12 protein-coding genes are annotated in these 19,677 nt (G+C 41.8%); 11 read left to right on the forward strand and 1 reads right to left on the reverse strand.

Going from position 1 to position 19,677, the window contains the following annotated elements:
- Positions 1–488 precede the first annotated feature (488 nt).
- From D0T84_RS12620 to tnpA, 5 genes are all read left to right on the forward strand, one after another.
- Entirely contained in the window at positions 489–2,876 is a 2,388-nt protein-coding gene (locus D0T84_RS12620) for a TonB-dependent receptor (protein ID WP_163308233.1), read from the forward strand.
- Positions 2,877–3,520: 644 nt separating this feature from the next.
- Positions 3,521–4,624 (forward strand): PepSY domain-containing protein, encoded by a 1,104-nt coding sequence (locus tag D0T84_RS12625; RefSeq protein WP_163308234.1) that lies wholly within the window; start codon positions 3,521–3,523, stop codon positions 4,622–4,624.
- A 477-nt stretch (positions 4,625–5,101) separates the two neighbouring features.
- Positions 5,102–7,957, forward strand: coding sequence for a glycoside hydrolase family 2 protein (locus D0T84_RS12630; RefSeq protein WP_163308235.1), 2,856 nt, complete (start codon positions 5,102–5,104; stop codon positions 7,955–7,957).
- 545 nt (positions 7,958–8,502) lie between these two features.
- A complete protein-coding gene (locus tag D0T84_RS12635) occupies positions 8,503–10,770 on the forward strand; it encodes a GH92 family glycosyl hydrolase (RefSeq protein WP_163308236.1) in 2,268 nt (755 codons plus the stop codon).
- Between the two features lie 261 nt (positions 10,771–11,031).
- Entirely contained in the window at positions 11,032–11,487 is a 456-nt protein-coding gene (gene tnpA, locus D0T84_RS12640; RefSeq protein ID WP_163308237.1) for an IS200/IS605 family transposase, read from the forward strand.
- Positions 11,488–11,623: 136 nt separating this feature from the next.
- On the opposite strand, the gene D0T84_RS12645 is transcribed toward tnpA, so the two are convergent.
- Complete coding sequence (locus D0T84_RS12645) at positions 11,624–12,823, reverse strand: NAD(P)/FAD-dependent oxidoreductase (RefSeq protein ID WP_163308238.1); 1,200 nt, start codon at positions 12,821–12,823, stop codon at positions 11,624–11,626.
- 132 nt (positions 12,824–12,955) lie between these two features.
- Between D0T84_RS12645 and D0T84_RS12650 the strand changes: the two genes are divergently transcribed.
- From D0T84_RS12650 to D0T84_RS12675, 6 genes are all read left to right on the forward strand, one after another.
- Complete coding sequence (locus D0T84_RS12650) at positions 12,956–15,373, forward strand: hypothetical protein (protein WP_163308239.1); 2,418 nt, start codon at positions 12,956–12,958, stop codon at positions 15,371–15,373.
- A gap of 75 nt (positions 15,374–15,448) precedes the next feature.
- A complete protein-coding gene (hisS, locus tag D0T84_RS12655) occupies positions 15,449–16,807 on the forward strand; it encodes a histidine--tRNA ligase (RefSeq protein WP_163308240.1) in 1,359 nt (452 codons plus the stop codon).
- Positions 16,808–16,816: 9 nt separating this feature from the next.
- Complete coding sequence (locus D0T84_RS12660) at positions 16,817–17,710, forward strand: DKNYY domain-containing protein (RefSeq protein ID WP_163308241.1); 894 nt, start codon at positions 16,817–16,819, stop codon at positions 17,708–17,710.
- A 253-nt stretch (positions 17,711–17,963) separates the two neighbouring features.
- Complete coding sequence (locus D0T84_RS12665) at positions 17,964–18,425, forward strand: division/cell wall cluster transcriptional repressor MraZ (RefSeq protein WP_163308242.1); 462 nt, start codon at positions 17,964–17,966, stop codon at positions 18,423–18,425.
- A gap of 2 nt (positions 18,426–18,427) precedes the next feature.
- Positions 18,428–19,339, forward strand: a complete 912-nt coding sequence (gene rsmH, locus D0T84_RS12670; protein WP_163308243.1) for a 16S rRNA (cytosine(1402)-N(4))-methyltransferase RsmH — start codon at positions 18,428–18,430, stop codon at positions 19,337–19,339.
- A gap of 1 nt (position 19,340) precedes the next feature.
- Entirely contained in the window at positions 19,341–19,670 is a 330-nt protein-coding gene (locus D0T84_RS12675) for an FtsL-like putative cell division protein (protein WP_163308244.1), read from the forward strand.
- Positions 19,671–19,677 lie beyond the last annotated feature (7 nt).

The following is a 19,677-nucleotide window of genomic DNA, read 5'->3' on the forward strand; positions in this document are numbered from 1 at the left end:
TGCAAATCAGGCGTCAGCCAGCGCCGTTAGCAAGCGTACGGGGTACCCACCCGGTGCAGGCGGCGTAGAATGAAGTGCGGGCGCTTTTAAGCATCGTCTGCCAATTATTGCAATGATGAATCTTTCATCACTTCATTCAGCCGGCAAACCGATGGTGGGTCGTACGGCGAAGCGGGGCGCAATGCTTTTTTGCTTACTTTTGGAGCTTCGGCCAAAAGTAAGGTAAGCAATCTGTGATTGCGCGCAGAATAAAAAAGAACACATAATATAAACAAAACGAAATACTGATTCACATTAATAACTGTTGACTGTTGACTGTTGACTGTTGACTGTTGACTGTTGACTGCCAACCGCTCCCAATCCCTATTTATTGTTATAGATCCAGCTAAATTTCATTATTTTTTGTGATTGTGCCTCCCGGTAAATGTGGGGAACTTTGCCCCCGATTATTTTAACCGATTAACATTCACGCAAAATATATTTTAGCTATGAGAAAAATCTATGCTTTGGTTCTCTTTTTGCTTATTAATATTTCCTTTGTTAGCGCTCAGGTTATAAAAGGAAGGGTGCTTGACGAAAAAGGCGAACCTTTAGCTTCAGCAACAGTAGTAATCAAGGAACTTCAAAAAGGGGTATCTACGGATGAGTTCGGAAAATTCAGGCTAACGCATCTGCCTAAAAGGGAACTAACTGTAGAAGTTGGTTTTGTAGGATACAACAATAACATAAAAAAAGTAAACCTGAGAAATGAGGATGAAGTACACGTACAGTTCGATATGGTATCCAATGCCAACCTCAGCGAAGTGGAAGTGTTTGGCGAACGGTACAAGCAACCCGAAAAGCTGGATGCGATTACCCGTATGCCACTGCGCCCCAGCGAACAGATACAAAGTATATCCGTGATTTCGGATAAAGTAATATCGGAACAGGGAGCGCTTACAATTACTGATGCCGTACGGAATGTACCGGGTGTTACCCTTTTCGGTTCTTACGGAGGGGTCAAAGAAAGTATGTCTCTCCGTGGATTCCGCGGTATCCCTGTACTGAAAAATGGAGTAAGAACAGACTCTCAGTTTCAGACAGCGTCTATGCAAACAGATATGGCCGGGGTGGAAAGCATACAGGTAATCAAAGGTTCTGCTGCTATTACACAGGGGGTTATCACCGACCTCGGTAATGCCGGAGGGGTAATCAATGTGGTAACTAAAACCCCTAAATTTGTCAACAGTGGCGAAGTCGCACTCCGCATAGGCAGTTGGGGACAAGTTCGTCCCACATTTGATGTGCAAACTGTCCTCGACAGTAAAAATACTGTTGCCTTCCGCCTGAACGGAGCTTATGAACGCGCCGATAACTACAGGGCTGTAGTTTCTTCCGACAAGGTATATATCAATCCTTCACTGGAATGGCGCCCTGACGATAAGACGACCGTAACACTGGAGATGGACTATATGAACGAAAACAGAACTCCGGTAACAAGTACAGTAAACCTGGCAGGAGCAGACACAGAAGCCCTCTATGATATGCCATATAGCAAATTTCTGGGATTCGGGGATGATAACACCAACAGCAAAACATTGACTTATGCTGCCCGTATTACCCGCATGCTTGCTGATAAAATAAGCATAAGAGCCGCTTACTTCAATTCGTCTTACAATGTGGATAATACTTCTACAGGACTAAGCGGACTAAGAAGCCAACCTACAGATTATAACATCAAGCAGCGTACTATCTCCCGCAACCTGCGCGATGATAAGAACTCAACATTCCAGCTCGACTTCATCGGCAGGGATGTATATACAGGTTCTGTAAAACATACATTCCAACTTGGGTTCGACTACAGGATTGCAGATGCGACTACTACAAATCTTGGTTCGATGGTAGTAGATACAATCGACGTACTGGCCAATAAAATATCGAATGATGTGCCTTCAGCATTGAAACTGACGGGAGCAGGAGACCCGGTACAATCCAAATATACAACTTATGGCATCATGGCACAGGAGGTAATGACAATAAACGAATATCTGAAAGTGATACTAGGCCTTCGTTACAGCTCTATTTCCACTATCAATGCCACTGCCGGAACAACGAAAGGCGACGCCTGGAATCCTATGTTCGGATTGATGGTTACTCCTATCAAGAACGTAAATGTATTCGGATCTTATACTACCAGCACAAGCCTGAGGTCGGCTGCACAAATCCTGACTGACAGCGTTACGCAGGCAGGCCCGTCTACAACAAAGCAGTGGGAAGCAGGATTCAAATCGGACTGGCTGGATAACAGATTACGCTTCAACTTCACATATTTCAGCATCAGAACAGAGAACCTCACGAATGCTGAATATCTGGAAGGTACTAATACTGCTACAGGATATTACTATAAAGCCGGAACGCTGAAAAGAGACGGTATAGAAGTAGAACTGAACGGACGTATCCTGCCTAACCTACAGGTAATGTTAGGATATGCCTACCTGAATGCACGGTATGCAGACAGCCCTTCGTATGTAAACGGTTCTGCACCAATGAATGCGCCAAAGCATACAGCTAACGGATGGGTATATTATACAGTAGACAGAGGCCCTGTCAGAGGTTTCTCTGTCGGGCTAGGAGCATACTATGTAGGAGATCGCCCGGTGAACGAATACAGCCTTTCTCCTGACGGACACGGCTCGCCGGTAGGAACCAAACCATTCGATATGCCTGCTTATACTACTGTTAATGCACAGTTGGCATATACCTACAAGAAGGTAACAGCACGCGTATTCTTCAATAACATATTCGACGAAACAGGTTATAACTCCTATTACCGTGGCGGTTACATCAACCAGATTGATCCTCGTAACTTTGCAGGAGTAGTATCTTACAGGTTCTGATCACTATTTATTGTTAGCAAAAGACATAATTATCATCATTTATTGCGATTGCGGGATAAGAAAATAACCCCGACCTTTGCATCGATGATAGTTTAAAGAATTACTTAACTTTGACGATAGTTTAATTCCGGTGTTTTAGCTAAGCTCAGACACCGGGATTTTTCTTTTGTGCCCCTCTTGATCTCCCCTTTGGGCAGGGCTTTTAAGTTCTGATATTGGAGGGTGTGTCAAAAGTATTTTATCATATCTTTTTGTCATGTTGAACGGAGTGAAACATCTCGTATCTAGTAGGTCGAGATTCTTCGTTGCACTCAGAAACAACGTTCGCCGAAGCGAAGGCGAGGCAATGACAAAGAGAGTAGCAATTTGATAGAGATGTTTTACTTTTGACACACCCTCATAAAAGGCATCTAAGGAACGACTTTAGTCAAAAAGGTTCGGCTAAAGCCATTCTCTGATTCTAAACCATATTCCTCCACTTGAAAGTGGAGGCAATTAAATCAGAACTTAACAACCCTGTCCCAAAAGGGAGGCTTAGAGCAAAGCCACAACAAGAAAACGAAAAATGAGTAAAAGAATATAAACCAATAAAAAAATCACCCTCTCTGCAAGTCCCTCTTGGGGGATTAGGGAGCCCCTAAATCATGAGAATTTTCTTAAAAAAGCTTCACAAATGGCTATCCATTCCTGTAGGAATTATTATCACAATCGTTTGCCTTACAGGAGCCATCCTTGTATTTCAGGATGAAATACTGGAGTTATCAAACCCTTCCCATTACTTTATAAAAGATATAAAAGGCAATCCTATGCCGCTGGGCGAACTAATACCGAAAGCAAACGCCCAACTCGAAGGGAACTCGGTAACCAGTGTGCAGGTATCTGACGACCCCGCACGTACTTACAGAATGACGCTTGCCGAGGGTTTCAGGGTTACGGCCTTTGTCAACCAGTACACAGGCGAAGTTACCGGAATCTATAAATTCCGGGAGAGCCCTTTCTATACAGTTATGACACTGCATCGCTGGCTGATGGATGGCAGCCACACATGGGGCAAATATACTGTAGGTATTTCCACCCTGCTTTTTGTATTTATACTGATTACCGGATTCATCGTATGGATGCCCAGACGGTGGAGCAAGAGCCGTTTTAAAGTACAGCTAAAGAAAGGTAAAAAACGCCTTTTCTTCGATATGCACAATGTGCTGGGGGCATATGCCTGTCTGGTGCTGCTTATCTGCGCACTCACAGGTATGTTCTGGTCATTCGAATGGTACCGCAACGGATTATATAAGATATTTGGCGCCGAAGCCGTAGAAGCTCGTGGGCACGGAGGTGGCAGGCAGCAAGAGGATAAAAAGGAACTGAATGTATCCAGTTGGCAAACGGTACTCAGCACATTGCAGGCTTCCAATCCTGATTACGAATATATCCGGATACAGGATGGTTCTGCCACAATTCACCAGAAATCGTATCTGACATCACGCTCTGCCGACCAGCACAAATTTGATAAAAGGACAGGCGATATCATCGAAACCACCTTATTCAAAGATCAACCAAAATCAACCAGAGTATTTGCCTGGGTATATTCATTACACGTAGGCAATTATTGGGGTATCTGGTCGAAAATATTCACTTGTATATTTTCTCTTATTGGAGCAAGCCTTCCGCTCACAGGCTACTATATGTTTTTTGTCAAGAGAAAAAGTAAACAGGCTGTAAAAAAGCGAAAGGAAACGAAAACAGCTTAAATTTATCATATTGAGAGGGGGTAATTCAAATTACTCCCTTTTTCATTAATATCTCGCTCATCTAGTTAACTTTAGCAAGAATCCAAACATCCTGTCATCAAAAATATTACCTTTGTCTACTAGGGAAACAATGCCTAAAGTTGTTATTATTATAGAAAGCAATTCTATCATATACAATATGGAAAGCATATAATGATAATATAAAATGAATATCCGTATTTATACCTAATGCGTATCTTGTCTAACCCCTCCGCTTCGCTCGTCCCCTTTATCAAAAGGGGACAATCACTGGCTTTCCATCGTTTGTTCGGAATTTTAGCTAAGGATGAAAAACCAGAACTCTCCTCTCGCAGAAGGGGAGCACCACCGGAGGTGGGGAGGGGTTAGGCATTAAGACGGATATTCATTTTAGATAATCCTTATTGCTATCAGATAATGCCAGATGATAAATAACTATAACCGATTAATATCTTACCAATGATTACCAAAAAACAATCGAAATTGTATGTAGGTTTGATGATACTGATGATGCTATCATTTTCAAACATTTACGCTCAGGATTTTATTCCGGGGCAATTATGGCCGGGACTGAGGCAACCACAGCCCGAAGCAGAATTACCCAAAGGGAAAGCCCCTTTTCAAACGTCTCAGCGTATTGCCAAAAGAAACATACCAACTACCCTTATGCCCGTTCAGACAGGGGAATGGATTATTACCGAAGGTTGGGAACTGACTGATGGAAAAACCGTTCTGGAGTCGGGTAAATCCATATTTGACCCGCAACTGAATACTTCTGCATGGTATAATGCTACCGTACCGGGAACGGTACTTACAACCCTTGTCAATCAGGGAATATATCCAGACCCGTATTTCGGACTGAACAATATGAATATCCCTGAATCGCTAAGCCGTACCGACTGGTGGTACAGATGTAAATTTACAGTGCCGGGGGATGCAGCAGGCAAACAATTGCGTTTACTGTTCAACGGTATTAACTACAGGGCCGATATTTATCTGAACGGAAAAAATCTGGGAGATATGACGGGCGCCTTTATCCGTGGCGAATTCAATATTACCGACCTCGTAAATAAAGCAGGCGAGAATGTACTTGCCGTCCATGTCTTCCCTCCCTATAATCCGGGAATCCCTCACGAGCAATCGATGGTCGCCGGACAGGGGCTTAACGGAGGTGTACTCAGTACTGATGGCCCTACATTTATATCTTCCATCGGTTGGGACTGGATTCCGGGAATCCGCGACCGTAACACAGGTATCTGGCAGGATGTACGGCTAATGGCTGGCGGCGACATTGTGTTAGGCGACCCGCTTGTGACTACAGATATTCTGTTACCGGATACTACACAGGCCAAAATCACGATCAAAGCCATTGTAAAGAATATCACTTCTAAAACGGTAAATGGTACACTTACGGCCAAAATAGAAAATATAAATGTTTCGCAACCATGCACACTTGCTCCTAACGAGGAAAAAGAAATAACATTTACACCTGAACAGTTCGGCGAACTGAATATAAAAAATCCCCGCCTGTGGTGGCCAAATGGTTATGGAAAACCTGAGTTATATGACCTGGAATTGACCATGCAGGTAAACAACCGGTTTTCTGATATGAAAAAACTAAAATTCGGTATCAGGGAAATGTCGTATGAACTGATGGTAAACGAAAATAACCGGAACAAGCGTGTTCTTTATACGCCGAATGAGACAGTAAATAAAGGAAAGCCTGTTTTCGATTATATCGACCGTGTTTTGTTTGATAAAGAAAACAACCTGCCCGTTATTGCAAAAGATGCTGATACATCAGGCCTTCAGGCATTGTCAAACGATGACCCTGTGGGGCCGTTTCTGGTTATCAGGGTAAATGGTGTAAGAATATTCTGCCGTGGTGGCAACTGGGGTATGGATGACGGTATGAAGCGTGTTTCGAGAGAACGTTTAGAACCATATATCAGGTTGCATAAAGATGCGAACTTCAATATGATTCGTAACTGGACAGGTGAAACCACCGAAGAGGATTTCTATGCACTGTGCGATGAGTATGGTATGCTTGTCTGGAACGACTTTTGGATTACAACGGACGATACGGTAGAGCCGAGTGATTTCCCATTATTTGTAAGGAATGCAACCGATGCCGTTAAGCGTTTTCGCAATCATCCGTCTATAGCTGTATGGTGTCCGCGTAACGAAGGTTTCCTGCCGAAACAACTGGAACAGAGTATATCGGCAATGGTGGCAAAAGAAGACCCTACACGCCATTATCACGGACAATCGCGTTATTTGAATATGGGAACAAGCGGCCCTTGGGGATATTTCAAAGACCCGTCAAAATATTATACCGTGAATGCAAAAGGATTCAATACCGAAATGGGTAGCTATGCCATCCCTACGGCAAATACAATCCGTAAGTTTATAGCACCGGAAGACCAGTGGCCTATCAATGATGTATGGGCATACCACGACCTGCACCATACTACCCAGAATTTTGGTGACTTTATCAATGCCGTAGACCGCTATGGTAAAGCAAGCGGTATGGAAGACTTCTCCCGCAAATCCCAGTTTGTATGTTACGATGCATGGCGCAATATGCTCGAAGCATGGAACAGCAAGATGTGGAACAATACAACTGGCCTTGTACTCTGGATGAGCCATCCGGCATGGCCGAGCATGATATGGCAGACATATACGTATGACTATGAAACGCCGGGTTCTTATTTCGGTGCGAAGAAAGCCTGTGAACCTGTTCATATACAGATGAACCTGCCTGAAAATGATGTAATGATTATCAACACTACATTGCACGATTATAAATCAGTAACGGCAAATCTACGCTATATCGATTTACAGGGTAAAGAACTGTATAAGAAAAATATAAAACTGGATGCAAAAGCCAATTCGGCAACTAAATGTTTCGTTCCGGAAAAAGGTAACAACCTGCCTAAATTATATCTTGCCCGTCTTGAACTAAAAGACGCTAACGGTAAGGTTGTGTCCATCAACGATTACTGGATGACAGATGGTAATAGTAAGTCGTATGAAGAGATGAATACATTGGCGGCTACAACAGTAGATATTAAAACAACCAACAGCAAAGGTAAAATTCTGGTGGAGGTATCCAATCCGTCAAAAGTATTAGCTGCTGCTGTAAAGCTCAACGCAGTTGATAAAAACACCAAAGAGGTATTGCTTCCGGCATATTTCTCTGACGGATATATCAACCTGCTTGCCGGAGAGAAAAGAGTTATAGAATTGGATATACCTAAGAATATATCTAACTATACAATTGTTGCTGAGGGTTATAATGCATCAAATAAATAATAATTTATCTATTATATAGACGATAGCTGTAGGGGCAGTGGCTTGTCCCTGCCCGTTTATTACAAATACGGGCAACCACAAGGGATTGCCCCTACTTTTGCGAAATGTTGCAATAATGCTATCCATTAATGATGCCAATCAGAAGTTGAGAAATGGCTTGAAAAGCCAAATCTTCATAACCGCGGGTCATCGACCTGCGGAAAAAGGATGAGCAATAGCAGCTGTCTGAAAGACAGGACATACTGTGTGTCCTGCCGCTTCGGGCAGGGGGAGTGTAATTGCCCCTTGCTGCGTAAGCTACGCTGCGCTTGCATACGGTTATGAAGATTCTGCCTTTCAGGCAGGTGTTGAGCTGCTTTCAACCCCTGATTCGCATTAATAATACAAAAACGTGACAAACAAAACATATAAAAAAGTGTCACCTTTGTCACTTTTTTGAAATAATACCCTGTCATTCTGAGTGAAACGAAGAGTCTCTTGTATTTTGAGGAGTGAGATTCTTCACTACGTTCAGAATGACAAAAGAGAGTAAATGAAGAATAAGAATGAAGAAAATATTTCTATCCCTTTTTATAGCTTTGAGCACAACTATTTCTGCTCAAACAGAGCCTGTTGATTATGTAAACCCCTTCATAGGAACGACTAACTATGGCACAACGAATCCCGGGGCTATGTGCCCGCAGAGTTTTATGTCGGTTACCCCGTTCAATGTAATGGGTTCACCCGAAAACAAACGCGATAAGGATACAGGCTGGTGGTCTACTCCTTATTCGTATGATAACAGTGTATTTACAGGCTATGCCCATGTAAATCTGAGCGGTGTAGGTTGTCCTGATATGAGTAGTCTGTTGCTGATGCCTGTCAGTGGTGAACTGGAGGTGGATTATCGTAAATATGGCAGTAAGTACAAAGACGAGAAAGCCACTCCCGGCTATTATACTAACTATCTGACAAAGTACAATATAAAAACGGAGGTCAGTGCTACACCGCGTGTAGGGATAACCCGCTTTACCTTCCCGCAAGGGCAGAACCATATTCTGCTGAATCTGGGAGAAGGGCTGACAAATGAAACCGGAGCAATGGTGCGCAAGGTGAGTGATACAGAAATAGAAGGTACAAAACTTTTGGGGACATTCTGTTATACTCAGAATCAGGCGGTATTTCCTATTTACTTTGTAATGCGTGTAAGTAAGAAACCCGAAAAATCAGGGTATTGGAAGTTTCAGCGTCCCGGACACGAGTGGGAAAACGATTGGAACAAGGATGCCGGAAAATATAAGTTATATACCAAGTATGAGAAGGAAATAGCCGGAGACGATATCGGTGCTTATTTTACCTACAATTGCCGGGAAGGTGAAACGGTGGAAGTACAGATGGGTGTTTCGTTCGTGAGCATTGAAAATGCACGTATGAATCTTGAGAAAGAGCAGCCTAAGCCCGACTTTGATGCCATCCGCCTTGCCGCACGTAAGATGTGGAACGACGACCTTTCGCGCATTATGGTCGAGGGAGGAACAGAAGACCAGAAAGTAGTATTCTATACAGGGCTTTATCATATGTTGGTACATCCTAATATCTTACAGGATGTAAACGGACAATATCCGGCGATGGAAAGTGCTGAAATCAAGACAACAAAAGAAAACCGCTATACAGTCTATTCATTGTGGGATACTTACCGCAATCTGCACCAGATGATGACATTGCTCTATCCTGACCGCCAGCTGCAAATGGTGCGCACCATGGTGGATATGTATAAGGAATCGGGCTGGATGCCAAAATGGGAGCTATATTCCCGCGAATCGTTTACGATGGAGGGCGACCCGGCTATCCCTGTTATAACCGATACGTGGATGAAAGGGTTGAGGGACTTTGATATCAACACAGCATACGAAGCTTTTATTAAATCGGCGACTACACCGGGTCCTCAAAATCTGTTGCGTCCCGATAATGATGATTATATGAACCTGGGCTATGTGCCATTGAGGGAAAAATATGACAACTCCGTATCTCATGCTTTAGAATATTATATGGCAGACTGGACACTTGCCGAACTGGCTAAAGACCTTGGTAAAAAGGAAGATGCCGAAAAATTCTATAAGCGCTCGATGGGCTACAAACATTACTATAGCAAAGAATACGGTACATTCAGACCCATTCTGCCAAACGGAGAGTTCTTAACTCCTTTCAACCCATTGCAAGGCGCAGATTTCGAGCCTAATCCCGGCTTTCATGAGGGGAATGCGTGGAACTATACATTCGCTGTTCCGCATGATATACCGGGACTGATGAAACTGATGGGTGGTAAGAAGAGCTTTGTCGATAAACTACAGTCGGTATTTGATAACGGCTATTTTGATGTTACCAACGAGCCGGATATACACTATCCGTATCTATTCAGCCAGATAAAAGGAGAAGAGTGGCGTACACAGAAACTTGTAAAACAGATATTGGCAGACCATTTCACCAATACTCCCGGAGGATTGCCGGGCAATGATGATACCGGAACCATTTCGGGCTGGGCCGTATTCAGTATGATGGGCTTTTATCCTGAATGTCCGGGCAAACCTGATTATACACTGACAACGCCGACATTCGATAAGATAACTATCCGGCTTGACCCAAAATACTATAAGTCTGATAAGGTGGTTATCAATGTGGTAAAACCTCAGGACGTAGCAGCTGATTATATCAGGGAAGTACGTGTAGATGGTAAGGCGTTGAGCGGATATAGCCTAACGCATGAGGCTTTGACAGGAGCGAAAGAGATAACATATATCACTTCACCCCAGTCCTCTCCGAAGGAGAGGGAGTAAGATGCTCTTTCATTTCTTTTGTTTTATCTTTATCTTCGAGTTGGGAATTTCTCATCTGAGGCAGGAATGATACTACTGTTTCAGTAGCTTCATCTTCAAATATGCACAGGATATATGCTTAATTTGAAGTCCGTAGGACTGGTTACATGGATAACCCCGGGTAAGTGAAACGCAACCCGGGGATAGCGTGTCATCTCATCACCCTTGGAACTCCGTAGGAGTTTAACAAAAAAGACTAACTTTATAACAAAAACACGAAAAATGGCTGCTTACCGTCAAATTCTATATCATATTATTTTTCGTACAAAAGGGAGCAAGAAGAGTATTAACAAGGAACACTCTGTCGATTTGTACAAATACATCTGGGGAATTATCAAAAACAAACAATGTATACTGTTTCGTATCAATGGAATGGAAGACCACATACATATCCTTTCCGATCTGCACCCGTCGGTAGCTTTAGCAGATTATATAAAAGACATAAAAGTATCTTCTTCAATATGGATAAAAAAATCGGGACTTTTCCCCGATTTTGATGGATGGGCTATAAAATATTGTGCACTCACTTATTCATACAAAGAACGGGATACAATTATCAACTATATCAAAAACCAGCAGGAACACCATAAACAGGAGAGTTTTCAGGAAGAAATAAAGCGTTTTTTTGTAGAACAGGGTATTGATTTGGATGAAAGATGGTTTTGGGAGGATGGTTGAACTCCTACGGAGTTCCGTAACCCGGTCTGTTTTTTGCCCCGGGTTGCGTTTCACTTACCCGGGGTTATCCATGTAACCAGTCCTACGGACTTTAAATTTTTAGGACTATTTTTCGTTTTTTCATTTGAGGGGGTGGTTATTTTATAAACCGTTCAAACTCATCCTTCGATCTGTTTACACAGTCCTCCAGTGATAAACCATAGTAGTAGTTTCCAAGCATATAGACATTCTTATCTTTCCTTACAGCCTGTACTTTCTCATCCATATGCAAGTGCCGGAGGCGCATAGCCGGAAGACTGTGTTCCATTGATTTGATTTCTATAATGTCAGACGCAGAGATATTTAATACCCTGCATATCAAATCCTGTTTTTCCACTTCGGTTTTCTTCCCTTTCTCAAAATGAAAAGTGAAGCTCCTATATCTGTCATCATCGACTAAATCTCTGGATACAGCTGACAGGAACTCGTTGGAAAGGGAGATGATACCAGCTATCTTTTTCAGGTCTATCTTATCTTTTGCAATAGTTATATTTACTGATTCAGATTCAAAAATAGGGATGGAGGATAACAGCTCTGCCAGTTCCGGTTCTATACTTTGTAACAAATCTGATGATATTTTGGGATTGGCTGCCAATGCTATATTTTGCGCCTTAAATGTTTGTCCGTTTCCGGTTGTTATTTGAAATATCTCTCCCTCTTTTTTTACTCCGGTAACTTTCGATTGGGTATTCACCTCCATATTATCCTTCTCTATCACCGCATTAATAAATGAAGATAACCCACCCTTGAATGTGAAGCGCCGCGAGATTCCTTTCTCTCTGTCCTTTCTTTTCTTCAGAAATATTTCGGCAGGATAATCGTCTGCGGGCTGACAGATAACAGCTTTGAAAGCATTGGTAAATAAGCGGTCGTAATTGGATGGGCCTACTATCGGGCGGAAATATTCACGAGTAGTCTTCCCTGTCTTATCAGAAAAGAAGTATCTGGGAAAGTGAAACAGGCAGGAAAGCTTCGATACTTCCGAAGCAATACTTTTTATCTTGCCTGAAGCGTATAATACAAAGCTATGTTTGGAGAGAGGCTCTATGAGATCTGTTTTCCCAATTTCTTTTATGATGGATAGTAAGCTTGTATATGAGTTGTAGCAGGTATGAGAACCGAGTTCGTACCAGTAATCAGGTTGAGAGGATAGATGCCCTGTTTGCAATTGACCACCCGGATTTTCATTTTTCTCCAGTATCAATACCGTCTTACCTTCTTTTTTGAGATAGTGGGCAAAGGTAATTCCGCTAATGCCACCACCTACAACAACGCAATCATATACGGTCTCACTCATATTTACTAAATTTGCTTTATACAAATATACAAGGATTATTCTTTATTATAGAGCCTATTTATCATGAATCTCTTTTGATTATTGAAAGCATTTCATTAATTTGGCTGAGATTTTACAAGACCAGTACATATAATGATGAATAAACTACACACCCTGTCCCTGCTTCTTTTTTTATCCAATTTTCTGCATTCCCAAGAGAAAACTCCCGTATTCCATGAGGATAGTATATATATGTACAATGCCGTGAACCTTTCAGAACTGGATAGTTATAAAATATCTGTCGTATCTTCTCTGGATTTATCGGAGCCTGTTGCTACATACGCCGCCACAGATACCATGCCACCCCTGCCCCACGGGCATTACTGGCAGGTAATGAAGCAAGGGGATAAAATCCTTTCCGGGCTTTATACAAATGACAATTTCAACTATGCAGTAATAAGATATACCAAAAACCCGTCATTGTTTTTTTACGATGACAATGGTAATCCTCTGGAGGATATATTTGTTCACTACCTCAACAAAGTATATAAGCCCGACCCCCTTACGCAGCTGGTGTCTCTGGATAATCTCTTAAAAGACAGAACTCCTATGACCGTTTATAACAATGGGATAAAATATGATTTTGAGATATGGGACGAGCAGAAAGACATAAAGGATATACCCGTGCTGTGGCCATTTGCCCCACAAGAGAAGAATTCGCTTTTTGCTAAAACCGAATATAAGTGCGGAGATACCATACCCATAAACGTCAATGCCAGCGACTTTGACTATATCCAGTTTTATGGAACTTCTGCTAATATACTGTATAGCAGCCCAATTAAAAAGAACATGAACTATAAAGAAACTTACATAAACAGTATTATACTAAATGAAGAATGCCCATATCTTACAGATGGCAATGTTGGCATTTACCTCAGTAAAGAAAAAGACAAATATGACAAAGAAAACCTTTTCTTGAAATCATTCGATTATATTACCTCCGATTATAACCTGTCGGTAGAAATAGATAACCGGAAACATCTGAAAGAAAACCCGCCAACTCTCTCCATGCTGGTAACTGAACCCGATAACAATTACTCGGATAAGGACTATATATTAATCTATGTATACACCGAAAGTGTAAAGAAAGCATGGGATGATTCCGTTTTTGTTCCTCAGACCTTATTAATCGACACTATACCCTTTTCTGTAAATAAAGAAATACAATACACGCTCCCACAAAAGATTTTTTCCCATGCAGATATAGAATATAAGATCAGGGTCAATCTATACAGAAATGGCAAAATAGCCAAACATAAATTATTGGAAATCCAATCGCTGGGTTCTGCCGAAATGTTTGTGTTATCGGAAAAAGATTATAAACTGGATATACAAAAGATTAACAGTAAGGGTTCTCTGCCTGGTGAAGCAGTATTAGAAATATTCGGACGAGGGTGGCTTTTGTCCAGACAACAGGTAAAAATACCGTGTTCTTTGGATATCAACCCCAATGCCCGTTATTATAAAGTAACTTCAGGCAACATATCCGATTCCATAATTTTCCGCAACAAAGACACTTGCCCTATCAACTACAATATACAGCCTTATGGAACAGATTCGGTGACAATATCTATCGAAAATCCTTCAGGATATTCATTCTGGTATACCATTTGGGAAAAAGATAAAATGTTGAGGCAGGAGTACTCTTCTCAGGCTCGCTTTAACCTGAAAAAAGTAAAAGATGGCGACTATATTCTACGGCTCGAATATATGTACGGGGGACAGATACAGGAATTGCAGACAAAACTGTGTCAGCAAAAACAGGATGTTCTCATCAAACCTAAACAGATAACATCAAGCTATAACTACATACATGTATTGAACACAAAAGAAACGTCATGGAATACTAAAAAAGTTCCTGTAAAAGTCTCTCATTCTACTTCTGCACAGAAAGGATATACAAGGTATGAGGAAGCGTTGGATTTATTATCTAAGCCTCAAAACAGATACGCATATTCAAATCTCAATCTTTCTTTTAAGAACGAAGATATGCACCGTGCAAAATATATCGTCTTTGTGGATACTACAAAGACAGACCCATATGACAAACTACAGGTCTTCAAAGCAGGGCAAGCCTCAATAACTTTATCACCGGGCAAGAGCTATATTATGTATATATTGTCTGACGGAACATTAGTATATAAACAACCCGTAATGCTACAGAAACAAGGATATTACTTCCTCACGCTGGATATGTCCCGCTTACATTATTCCGACCGCATAGATAAAGAAATAGAAGCATTAATGGCTCCTTTTCTGGGAAAAAAACACATAAAAATAATCGTGCTGGATAGCAACAAAGCTCCCCTTATCGGAGCAAGCATTAAGTTGAAAGGAACTAATATCGGTGCGATATCCGATTTGGACGGGGTAGCAATGCTTACATTCCCAAGCGGTTTCAGAGGCGATATCGAAATTAGCCTTATCGGGCTGAAACCCCAACGTATACCATACAAGGGGCAACAAGAAATAAGAGTAGAGATGGAAGGGGATTACACGCTATTAGAATAAATAATCTCAGCCATAATCCATTACTCACAACTTATTTTTACCTTTGCAGTCCGAATATTTTTAATTAGATAAGCTATGTCACAACCTTCAATCCCGAAAGGAACCCGAGATTTTTCGCCCGAAGAAATGGCGAAACGTAACTATATTTTCGATACCATCCGCGAAGTATTCAAGCTATACGGATTTCGGCAGATAGAGACTCCGGCAATGGAAAACCTGTCGACACTGATGGGAAAATATGGAGAAGAAGGCGATAAACTGCTTTTCAAAATATTAAACTCAGGGGATTATCTCAAAGACTTGAATAACGAGGAATTACTGGAGAGAAACTCACCCCGCCTAGCTACCAGAATATCCGAAAAAGGCCTGCGCTACGACCTCACCGTTCCCTTTGCCCGCTATGTAGTGATGCACCGCAACGAAATTTCGTTCCCGTTTAGGCGTTACCAGATACAGCCGGTATGGCGTGCCGACCGTCCGCAAAAAGGACGTTACCGTGAGTTCTTCCAGTGCGATGTAGATATCGTTGGCTCCGATTCTCTTCTCAATGAAGTTGAACTCGTTCAGATTGCCGATGAAATATTCACCCGCTTCGGCGTTCGTGTAAGCATCAAGCTGAATAACCGTAAAATACTGTCGGGTATAGCCGAAATTATTGGCGAATCGGACAAGATTACCGATATAACCGTTGCTATAGATAAACTGGACAAAATCGGCTTGGATAAAGTGAACGAAGAACTTGCCTCGAAAGGCATTCCTCAGAAAGCCATCGACCAGCTTCAACCGATTATCCTGCTGCAAGGTACCAACGAGGAAAAAATTAATACCTTAAAGACTGTCCTCAAAGATTCCGAAACAGGAGTAAAAGGCGCCGAAGAACTTGAGTTTATCCTCAATAAACTAAAGGTCACAGGCATGCGCTCCGACCTCGAAATAGACCTGACACTAGCCCGGGGGCTTAATTATTATACAGGCGCCATTATAGAAGTGAAAGCGCTGGATGTGCAGATAGGCAGCATATCGGGCGGAGGGCGTTACGATAACCTTACCGGTATTTTCGGCATGGCAGGTGTATCCGGTGTCGGCATCTCTTTCGGTGCAGACCGTATCTTCGATGTGCTAAATCAGCTCGACTTATACCCCAAAGATTCCATCCAGAACACACAGGTGCTGTTCGTCAATTTCGGCGAAAAAGAAGAAGCGCATATATTACCATTGGCCGCAAAAATGCGTCAGGCGGGAGTTTCAACCGAAATATTCCCCGAAGCGGCGAAAATGAAAAAGCAAATGTCGTATGCCGATTCTAACAAGATTCCTTATGTCGCCATTGTAGGAGAAAACGAGATAAACGAAAACAAAATCACACTGAAAGATATGGTTTCGGGAGAGCAAAAGTCCCTGAATCTGGACGAATGTATTTCCTTCGTCAAATAATATTTTAGCATGATCAGAGTATTATTAAGTTTCATATTTTTACTCAATGCTCTGTCATGCCTGTCGTGCGACCCTGTTGTTTGCAGCTACTCTGTAAAGGGAAACAGGGTATATTACACCGAAGCCTCCAATAGAATAATTGTCAGGGACGTTATTCCCGCCAGTTTTAGCTTAGTTAAAGACAAAAGAGGGCTAGACCTTTCTTTATATGCGAAAGATAATAAATCTGTTTTTTATAGAGGGATAAGACTAAAAGATGCCGATCCTCATACATTTGAAGTACTGGGAGGCCTGTCAGGTTTTTACACCGATGGCTATAGCAGGGACAAAAAGTATGTCTACTTTTTAGAGAAACCCATCGATGCTGATGTTGAAACATTTATAGTACTTCACAATGAGGGATATGCCAAAGACAAGAACCATGTTTTCAGGGACGGGCAAATTACAAATTATGATCCTTCCACATTTCAGATACTGGCTCATGGTTACACCCTTGATAAGTCAGGAATATATTATAACGATGATATTATTGCGGGAGCCGACCCATATAACTTCGAGCAATATGACTGCTATATAAAATCAAATAGTATGATATTTATGCAGTCAACCCCGTCTGCTTTTCTATCGTACGATGCCGCCTCATTTGAAGTGGTACACGCATATAAATCTACTGACTCCTGCGGACACTCTTCGTTTTTGGGCGCTATCGTTAAAGACAAAAACGGGGTATATGCACAATCAATATCTTTATCGTTTGGAAAACCTGCCGAAAAATTAGCATTTGACCCCCAGTCCTTCAAAAGATTAACAAGAGAAAAGGAGACTATTTTTGAAGACAAAAACGGACTATACGATATAAAAATTGATTATTACAAAGGCGTAATAATAGAAAACCTACCTTAGGAATTAGCAAAAGCCCAGTAATCAGCCTATTAATTATTAACATGTACTATTTCCCCAAAATGTTAGTTACAGGAAAATGTCATATTAAGTAGTTAATAGCTAATATTTTCACCCTGTTAACAATCTGTTCATAACTTGTTCATTTTCTGTTAATAACTTTTTCGTATATTTTAAGTGGGGAAAGGTGGGGGGAAGTGTATAATTTTTATAACTTTACGTCGATTATTGTATATTGTTAAAATTCAAAGTATTAATGTTACAATTTTTGGGAAATATCGAAGCTAAGATAGATGCAAAAGCACGGCTTTTTGTACCTGCGGCTTTCCGGAAGATTTTACAATCATCCGGCCAGAATACATTGATACTCAGGAAAGATCTTTTTCAGGACTGCCTTGTCCTATACCCTTTGCAGGTATGGGAAGAAGAACTTACTAAACTACGTTCGCGCCTCAACAGATGGGATATGGAGCAACAAGCCTTGTTCCGCCAGTTTGTAGTAGATGCCGAACGGCTGGAAATGGATACAAACGGACGGATACTCATACCTAAGCGATACTGCCAGATGGTGGGTATCTCTACCGAAGTCAGATTCCTGGGCGTAGACAATACGATTGAAATATGGACAAACGATGCTCTGGATAAAACGCTGATTCCCGCGGAGGATTTCAGTTCCCGTATTCAGGCTTTGATGAATAATAGCTCACAAAACGACTAATCATGGCTGATGCATATCATATACCGGTTCTGCTTCACGAAAGTGTTGACGGGATGAATATCCGTCCTGACAGCATTTGTGTAGATGTTACATTCGGCGGAGGAGGGCACTCACGGGAAATCCTGTCCCGTTTAAACAAGAAAGGCCATCTGTACGCCTTCGACCAGGATGAGGACGCCATTAATAATATTCAGGCTGACGGCAGGTTCACTTTCGTACGTAGCAATTTTCGCTATCTGAAGAATTTTATACGCTATTACGATGTGGACGAAGTAGATGCCATACTAGCCGACCTGGGTGTTTCGTCCCATCACTTCGATGCAGAAGACAGGGGCTTCTCGTTCCGCTTCGAAGACAGCGACCTTGATATGCGTATGAACCGTAAAGGAGGTAAAACCGCTGCGCAGGTATTGAATACATACAGCGAAGAAAAGCTGGCAGATGTTTTTTACCTCTATGGCGAACTGAAACAATCGCGCCGCATAGCCTCAGCTATTGCAAAAACGAGGAAAGAGAATCCTTACAGGAAAACAAGTGACCTGCTAAGCACACTTAATTCTTTCCTGGGCAGGGGCGAAAAAGAAAAAAAGATACTGGCTCAGGCCTTTCAGGCATTGCGCATAGAGGTAAACGAGGAAATGGAGACATTGAAAGAAATGCTACAGCAAGCCCTTGATATACTGAAACCGGGAGGACGGATATCCGTTATCACCTACCACTCACTCGAAGACCGCATTGTCAAGAATTTCTTCAAGACAGGCAATTTCGAAGGGAAGGTGGAAAAAGACTTTTTCGGAAATTTCGAAACCCCGTTTAAATTAATAAATAATAAAGTAATCACTCCATCAAAGGAGGAAGAAGAACGCAACCCCCGCTCGCGGAGCGCGAAGCTAAGGATTGCAGAAAAAAAATAAGATGACGGTAAAAGACATAAAAAAGAAAATCATGTACATTCTGGGTGGGACTGTCCTCACCGAGGATTTCTTTTGGAAAAACGCCCGTTTTATCATCACTGTCTTTATCATTATCGTCTTATATATCAGCAACAGATACAGTTGTATCGAAAAAATGGCAAAAATAGAATCGCTTCAGCGGGAACTGAAAGACGCGAAATACGAATCGCTTACCATATCGGCTCAACTAATGGGAGTCAGCCGTGAGTCTAAAGTTGAAAATTTAGTCCAAAAGAATGGAGTAGACCTGAAACAACCGAAAGAACCGATCTATAAATTAGAAAAGAAATAAGTAGTAA

Source organism: Dysgonomonas sp. 521, assembly GCF_010501055.1.
GTDB lineage: Bacteria > Bacteroidota > Bacteroidia > Bacteroidales > Dysgonomonadaceae > Dysgonomonas.

Bases quoted from the DNA above. Each gene is read 5' to 3' on its own strand.
- D0T84_RS12620 (WP_163308233.1), top strand. From the start codon at position 489: ATGAGAAAAATCTATGCTTTGGTTCTCTTTTTGCTTATTAATATTTCC.
- D0T84_RS12625 (WP_163308234.1), top strand. From the start codon at position 3,521: ATGAGAATTTTCTTAAAAAAGCTTCACAAATGGCTATCCATTCCTGTA.
- D0T84_RS12630 (WP_163308235.1), top strand. From the start codon at position 5,102: ATGATTACCAAAAAACAATCGAAATTGTATGTAGGTTTGATGATACTG.
- D0T84_RS12635 (WP_163308236.1), top strand. From the start codon at position 8,503: ATGAAGAAAATATTTCTATCCCTTTTTATAGCTTTGAGCACAACTATT.
- tnpA (WP_163308237.1), top strand. From the start codon at position 11,032: ATGGCTGCTTACCGTCAAATTCTATATCATATTATTTTTCGTACAAAA.
- D0T84_RS12645 (WP_163308238.1), bottom strand. From the start codon at position 12,823: ATGAGTGAGACCGTATATGATTGCGTTGTTGTAGGTGGTGGCATTAGC.
- D0T84_RS12650 (WP_163308239.1), top strand. From the start codon at position 12,956: ATGATGAATAAACTACACACCCTGTCCCTGCTTCTTTTTTTATCCAAT.
- hisS (WP_163308240.1), top strand. From the start codon at position 15,449: ATGTCACAACCTTCAATCCCGAAAGGAACCCGAGATTTTTCGCCCGAA.
- D0T84_RS12660 (WP_163308241.1), top strand. From the start codon at position 16,817: ATGATCAGAGTATTATTAAGTTTCATATTTTTACTCAATGCTCTGTCA.
- D0T84_RS12665 (WP_163308242.1), top strand. From the start codon at position 17,964: ATGTTACAATTTTTGGGAAATATCGAAGCTAAGATAGATGCAAAAGCA.
- rsmH (WP_163308243.1), top strand. From the start codon at position 18,428: ATGGCTGATGCATATCATATACCGGTTCTGCTTCACGAAAGTGTTGAC.
- D0T84_RS12675 (WP_163308244.1), top strand. From the start codon at position 19,341: ATGACGGTAAAAGACATAAAAAAGAAAATCATGTACATTCTGGGTGGG.